This is a genomic window from Spiroplasma sp. hy2 (genome assembly GCF_044714365.1).
In the GTDB taxonomy this organism is placed as follows: domain Bacteria; phylum Bacillota_I; class Bacilli_A; order Mycoplasmatales; family Mycoplasmataceae; genus Spiroplasma; species Spiroplasma phoeniceum.
In genome coordinates this window covers 1-7,249 of the sequence record NZ_RXFZ02000369.1, presented here as the reverse complement: position 1 = coordinate 7,249, position 7,249 = coordinate 1, and the positions used below count along the sequence as shown (strand labels likewise).

General features: G+C 28.9%; 5 protein-coding genes and 1 pseudogene. 5 read left to right on the top strand and 1 reads right to left on the bottom strand.

The genetic code is table 4. From position 1 onward, the window contains the following. Positions 1-156: 156 nt before the first annotated feature. From EHV01_RS06565 to EHV01_RS06545, 5 genes are read left to right on the top strand one after another with little or no spacing between them, the layout of a single operon-like run. Positions 157-1,524: a glycine--tRNA ligase gene (locus EHV01_RS06565; RefSeq protein WP_422066756.1), complete on the top strand. Its 1,368-nt coding sequence runs from the start codon at positions 157-159 to the stop codon at positions 1,522-1,524. Positions 1,525-1,542: 18 nt separating this feature from the next. After that, positions 1,543-3,423: a DNA primase gene (gene dnaG / locus EHV01_RS06560; RefSeq protein WP_422066755.1), complete on the top strand. Its 1,881-nt coding sequence runs from the start codon at positions 1,543-1,545 to the stop codon at positions 3,421-3,423. Positions 3,424-3,428: 5 nt separating this feature from the next. Beyond that, positions 3,429-4,766: a sigma-70 family RNA polymerase sigma factor gene (locus tag EHV01_RS06555; protein WP_422066754.1), complete on the top strand. Its 1,338-nt coding sequence runs from the start codon at positions 3,429-3,431 to the stop codon at positions 4,764-4,766. Between the two features lie 12 nt (positions 4,767-4,778). After that, positions 4,779-5,441 carry a tRNA (adenine(22)-N(1))-methyltransferase gene (locus EHV01_RS06550; RefSeq protein ID WP_400248475.1) on the top strand — a complete coding sequence of 221 codons (663 nt, stop codon included), beginning with the start codon at positions 4,779-4,781 and terminating at the stop codon, positions 5,439-5,441. Beyond that, positions 5,441-6,184, top strand: a complete 744-nt coding sequence (locus EHV01_RS06545; RefSeq protein ID WP_422066753.1) for a Nif3-like dinuclear metal center hexameric protein — start codon at positions 5,441-5,443, stop codon at positions 6,182-6,184. Before EHV01_RS06550 ends, EHV01_RS06545 begins: the two co-directional genes overlap by 1 nt. Before the next feature lie 8 nt (positions 6,185-6,192). Here the strand turns inward: EHV01_RS06545 and ispH are convergent. Continuing rightward, positions 6,193-6,969, bottom strand: a pseudogene (gene ispH / locus EHV01_RS06540) (4-hydroxy-3-methylbut-2-enyl diphosphate reductase). Between the last annotated feature and the right edge of the window lie 280 nt (positions 6,970-7,249).

The following is a 7,249-nucleotide window of genomic DNA, read 5'->3' as shown; positions in this document are numbered from 1 at the left end:
CATTAATTATTTACCTCCATATATTAAAAATATACCTAATTTTAGGTATATTTTATAAATATCAAGAGTTTTCGACAAAATTAAAGCAAAAATCAATTTATTTTAAAGAATAACATAGTATAATTGAGGATAGAGAAATAAGAAGGAGTTACATTAATGCAATATACATTAGAAGAAGTTGTTAATCATTTAAAAACACAAGGTTTTGTTTTTCAAGGGAGTGAAATTTATGGTGGTTTAGCAAACAGCTGAGATTTTGGACCATTGGGGGTTGAATTAGAACGAAATTTAAAAAATTTATGATGACAACATTTTATTACAAAATCAAAATATAATGTTGGTCTTGATAGTGCTATTTTAATGAACAATAATGTTTGAAAAGCTTCTGGACATCTTGGCAATTTTGCTGACCCATTATTAGATTGTAAAAAATGTAAAAGCCGAATGCGGGCAGATAAACTGATTGAAGATAATTATCCGAAATTAAATTGTGGTGGTTGAACTAATGAACAATTAGAGACTTTTATTACCGAAAAAAATATTTTATGTCCAAATTGTGGGGGACATGATTTTACTGAAATTCGTCAGTTTGAATTAATGTTTAAAACAAACCAAGGTGTTATTGAAGATGAAAAATCAGTTGTTTATCTACGACCAGAAACAGCACAAGGAATTTTTGTTAATTTTAAAAATGTTCAACGTTCTTTGCGAAAAAAATTACCTTTTGGTGTTGGTCAAATTGGAAAGTCATTTCGGAATGAAATTACCCCAGGAAATTTTATTTTTCGTACACGTGAATTTGAACAAATGGAATTAGAATTTTTTTATGATAGTAACGAAAAGATTGATTGATTTGAATATTGAGTTAAAGAAGTAACCAAGTTTTTAGAATTAATTAATTTAAAACTAGACAACTATCATTTTCGTGAGCATAACGCTAATGAGTTAGCCCATTATGCAAAACGAACTATTGATATTGAATATAAGTTTCCGTTTGGCATAGGTGAATTATGAGGGATTGCTGACCGGGGGAATTATGATTTACGTCGCCACAGTGAAATGAGTAAAAATGATTCGTCGTATTTAAATCAAGAAACAAATGAAAAAATTATCCCGCATGTAATTGAACCATCGGTTGGTGTTGGGCGCTTGATGTTAGCGATTTTATATGATGCTTACCATGTTGAAAAAGTTGCTGATAATGAGACAAGAATTGTTTTAAAATTAAGCCCGTTATTAGCTCCATATCAAATTGCGGTGATTCCATTAAGTAAACAATTAAACAACGATGCTTATCAGTTATATGAAAAACTCTTAGATCGTTTTCAATGCACTTATGATGAAACAGGAAATATTGGAAAGCGTTATCGTCGTCAAGATGCGATTGGAACACCGTTTTGTGTAACAGTTGATTTTGACAGTCAAAAAGACCAAAAAGTTACAGTTCGTAATCGTGATACAATGAAACAAGAACGAGTGGCAATTGCTAATTTAGAAAGCTATTTTACCGCAACATTAAAATAATTAAAAGGAGTGAAAGGTATGGCATTAATTAGTAATGAAAAAATTGATTTAATTAAGTCAAAAGTAAATATTGTTACCGTAATGTCAGAATATTTATCGCTTGAAAAACGGGGTCGTAATTATTGAGCAGTTTGTCCGTTTCATCAAGATTCACATCCTTCAATGAGTATTTCACCAGAAAAGCAAATTTACCGTTGTTTTGCTTGTTCAGCTGGAGGCAATGTTTTTACTTTTTTACAAGAATATGAAAATATTAGTTTTATTGAAGCTTTAAAAAAAGTTGCGGTAATGGCCAATATTTTCTTAGATGAATTGACTACTTATAAAGAAAAACCAAAATATGATAAAAGTGAACAGTTAATTTTTGAAATTAATGCCTTAGCAAGCGCTTACTTTAGTAATAATTTAGAAACCAAAAAGGCTTATGATGCAAAGGAATATTTAACAAAGCGGAACATTAATAATACTGAAATTGAATTATTTCAGATTGGTTATGCTGAGAGTGGCTTTGATCATTTGTACCATTTTTTAATTAAAAAAGGATATTCAATTAATGATATTCAACAAGCGGGTTTAATTACAATTAAAAATGGCAAGGTGTATGATTATTTTAATAATCGTTTAATGTTTCCAATTAAAAATGAAGATAGTTATATTATTGGTTTTTCTGGACGAGTAATTGGGGTTACTAACCAGGTAGCAAAATATCTTAATACTCCTGAAACAAAGATTTTTAAAAAAGAACAACTAATGTATAATATTCACCGGGCGAAACCGTTTATTCGCCAGCAAAATAATTTAATTTTACTTGAAGGATATATGGATGTTATTAGTTTAGAAAAATTAAATCTTAAAAATACCGTTGCTTTAATGGGAACTAATTTAAGTGAATATCATTTAAAAGAAATTAAAAGATTAACAAATGAGTGTTTAATTTTTTTAGATGGTGATAAAGCTGGAATTAATGCTAGTTTAAAAGCAGCAATTAAATTATTAAGTCATAATCTAAAAGTTAAAATTGTCTTGAATGAGACGCAACAAGACCCTGACGAATTAGTTAATAGTGGTCAGGGAGAATTAATTCATACAATGTTAGCAAATGCCCAACATCCAATTAATTTTGCTCTTGATTATTTTCAAAATAAATTTAATTTGCAAGCAGCAAATGAATTAGAAGAATTTATTAATATTGTTGCACCTTTAATTAGAGCTAGTCCAAATCAATTGGAACAAGAATTAGCAGTTAATAATTTAGTTAAAATAACGAGAATATCTAAAGAAACAATTACAACAAAAATTGGACAAATTAAAACATATCAAAAAGCAGTTTTTTCACCTGCTGTGTCAGAACCAATTCCTAATGGAACAAATGATAATAATTATCAGCAAAAGCCGCCACCAAGGTTCAAACCACAGCAAAGTAAGACTGTTGTAGTTAAAAATACAAAATATAAAATTAAAAATTTAAAACGATATCTTTTAGCAGAACAAAATATGGTTTTACAATTACTTGGTTCTCGAAAATCAGCAGATTTTTATCAAAGAAAAATTGGAAATTTAAATTTTGATGGTTATCGTTTGTTAGCAAATGATATAATTACTTATTATAATGGACATTTGGGGGCAGAAAATGTTAAAATTAATATGTTGTGTCAAGAAATAAGTGATCCAAATTTAAAAAAAATATTAATGGATATTATTAATAAATCAACGATTAAAATTAAATATAATAAGAAAGAATTAGAAGACTATGCGCTCTTAATTGATGATTTTGCTAATGAAAAAGAGATTGCAATGCTATGAAATAAGTTAGAAAAAGCAAGTAATCTAATTGAACAACAGGCAATTTCAATGGAAATTGACAAGTTGAATCAACGATTAAAATTTAAAAAGGGGTAGAGAGAATGGGATTATCAAAAAAAGAAGTCAGAGATATGAAATCTTTTGATGAATTTAAAGAATATATTAATAAATATTTAGAAGAAAATAACAATGAGATTGAACAAGAAAAATTAATAACATTAATTAATGATCATTTTGAAGTTGATGATAATGATGTTGAAGAATATTTCGAAGAATTAGTTGCTAATGGTGTTGAATTTAGTGATATTAATTTAGAAGAGTTAAAAGAAAATGAAGTTCCTGAACCAGAAAAAGTAACGAAAAAACAACCAGATGAAAAATTACGTTACAAAGTTGGTGGGATTTCAAATGAAACAAAAATTCAAGATATTATTAAAGCTTACTTTAATATTTTGGGAACAAGTAAGATTTTAACTCGTGAGGAAGAAATTAAATATGCTAAAATGTTAGAATCATCTGATCCAGAAGAAAGACGTTTTGGACGGGATAAATTAATTACTTCTAACCTGAAGTTAGTTGTTTCAGTTGCTCGTAAACATTTAAACCGGGGATTAGATTTTTCGGATTTAATTGAAGAAGGGAACATTGGGTTAATGAAAGCTGTTGATAAGTTTGATTATAAGCGTGGTTTTAAATTTTCAACATATGCCACATGATGAATTAGACAAGCAACAACCCGGGCAATTGCTGATCAAGCGCGAACAATTCGGATTCCTGTTCATATGGTTGAAACAATTAATAAATTAACAAGAATTGAACGGCAATTAACACAAGAGTTAGGACGCGAACCAATTTACAATGAAATTGCTGAAAAAATGGGGCAAGGAATGGTTGGCGAAAAAGTTCGTGAAATTAAGAGACTATCAATTGAACCAGTTTCATTAGAAAAACCAATTGGTGATGAGGATGATACTCATTTTGGTGATTTTGTTGATGATAAAGATATTTTTACACCGGATGAATATGCTGAAAAAGAATCATTACGAGAAGTAATTGATGAAGTTTTCCATGAAATTTTATCAGCACGAGAAGAAAAAGTAATTAGAATGCGGTTTGGACTTTTACCAACAAAGTTACGAACAGTATTACGGTTAGCAAAAGAATGTGAAGATGAAACTTTCCCCGAATTAGTTCAAACAGTTAAAGCTCTTGATATTCATTATGATACACCAATTGAAAAAGTACAAAGTCAAAAAAATGCTTTAATTGATAAGCATTTATCAAAATATGATTCACCAAAAACATTAGAAGAAGTAGGCAAAGAATTTAAAGTAACACGTGAACGAATTCGCCAAATTGAAGCAAAAACAATTCGTAAGTTTAAGCCAAACCAAGCTAATTCGAAAGCAAAAGTATTAAAAGACTTTTTTAAAGGATAGGGGTTTTAAAAAATGGATAGATTATCAGAACGTTTATTATTAATTGCCAAACAAGTTAATGAAAAAGACATTATTTGTGATATTGGGACAGATCATGCAATGATTCCAATTTATTTAGCAAAAGGAAATTTAATTACCAAAGCTTATGCATGCGACATTGCAGCACAACCCTTAGCCCAAGCGAAAAAAAATATTGCAAAATATCATACTGAAGAACTTATTACCCCAATTTTAGCAGATGGTTTAACAGGAGTTTCGGATATTAAGATTGATACATGTATTATTTCGGGATTAGGGAGTACAACAATTTTAACCATTTTGCAACGAGATTCTGATTTAATTGATCGTTATATTTTATGTCCTAATGATGATCCATTTTTATTACGAGAATGAATTAAAAAACATAAGTACTTTATTGAAAAAGAATTATTAATTAAGGAAAATGATATTATTTATGAGATTATTGTTGTTAATAAAACTGCTGGTCAAAAAGTCAAAAATAAAAAAGACTTATACTTCGGTCCTTATCTTCGCAAAGAACATAGTAAACTTTTTCAAGAGAAATGATTGTTAAAAAATGATTATTATTTAACATTGTTAAACAAGATTCCTGCAAACACTAAGCGCTATCAAGAAGTTAAAGCAAAACTAAAAATGATTAATAAGGTGATATAATGTTAATTAAAAAATTATATCAAGAAATTGAAACTGATTTTTCATTAAAAACAGATTGTAAGTGAGATTATAGTGGTCATCAATATGGAAGCAAAAATCATTTTGTAGCAAAAATTATGGTTAGTTTAGATTTAACAAGCGAAGTAATTACAGCAGCAGTCGCTAAGCAAATTAATGTTATTATAACTCATCATCCTTTTTGTTTTGGCAAGAAAAAAAGAATTCAACAGATTCCTTACAAACGAGCAATTATTGATCTTCTTAATAAACATCAGATAACTGTTTATGCTTTACACACAAATTATGATGGTTTAATGAATGAATTGATTTTACAAGAATTAAATCCCCAAAAAATTGTTCCCTTTGATGATGATTTAACAATGATTGGGTATGTCAGTTTAACAGCTGATGAAATTATTACGAAATTAAAAGCAATTTTTAAAATTACAACAGTGCAGCACAATTTATCGACGTTAGAGCAACCTATTAAAACAGTTGCCTTAGCAGCAGGAGCCGCAGGTGATGTGATTGCAAAAATTAACCAAAATATTGACCTGTTTATTACTGGGGAAGTAAAATGAGATCAATGAGTATTAGCAAATGAAAAACAATTAGCAGTTATTTGCTTCAACCATTATATGGAAGATTTTTTTATTGCTGCTTTTGCTGGATATTTAACCCGAAAGTTTCCAACTTTAACAATAATTCCATATCATATCAAAAATATTATTAACTATCGTTAATAATATTTTTATATTTGCTCTAAATAACGAATTACTTCTAACTGAATGATGCTAGGTGTTGATGCCCCCGCAGTAACAGCAACACAGGTTTTATTTGCCAACCAAGTTGCTTGAATATCATTTTTATCATTAATGCGATATGATTCAATCCCAATTTGTTAGCCCATTGCAACTAGCTTTAAGGTGTTACTACTTCGTTCATCACCAACAACAAGTAAAAGGTCAATTGTTGTTGGATCTAAATTTAGAACAGCATTTTGTCGTTCTAATGTTGCATTACATAAATCATTTTTAAAAAGAATTTTATTTGGAACAAGGGTTTTAATTTTTTTCACAATTGCTTCAATATCAATTTTAGAAAGGGTTGTTTGGTTTGTAATTAAAATCTTTTTAGTTGGGTCAAGATTAGGCAAAATGTTATCAACTTCTTGTTCTGTTGTCACAAGATTGATGCTTGGACTAAGCGCTAACATTGCATTTGTTTCTGGATGAAAGTGTTTTCCAATAAAAATAATTTGATAATCAGGTTTTGCTAAATATTCCTTAATTAAATTTTTTGTAACAGTTACTCATTCACATTCAGTATCAATAAGTGTAATGTTTTTCTGTGCTGCGACATCTTTAATCCGGTCATCACTACCATGTGCACTTAAAATCACAACAGCATTATCTGGTAGTGTTTGCATTAGCGCAAGGCGATTAAGTTTAAAATCGTTGACCGGAATAACACCTAAATTAATAATTTCATCAATAACATGTTTATTATGGACAAGATAACCTAACATATAAATTTGCCGTCCAGCATATTTGACAGCAAGCAGCTTCTTTTGCTTATTTAATTGACTTGACAACACCAAGACAATAACCACGAGGTGTCACTTTTACAACTTTCATTTTTTCACCAATCCATTTTTATCTACTTATATAATATCATAACTAAAAATCTCTTTTATCTTTTTAAAAATATTCTTTAATTTTGTCGAAAACTCTTGATGAAATAAAAAAAATCATCAATATGACAATTTGAAAACTAATTTTGTGTAAGATTATGATTTTGCTTTAAAT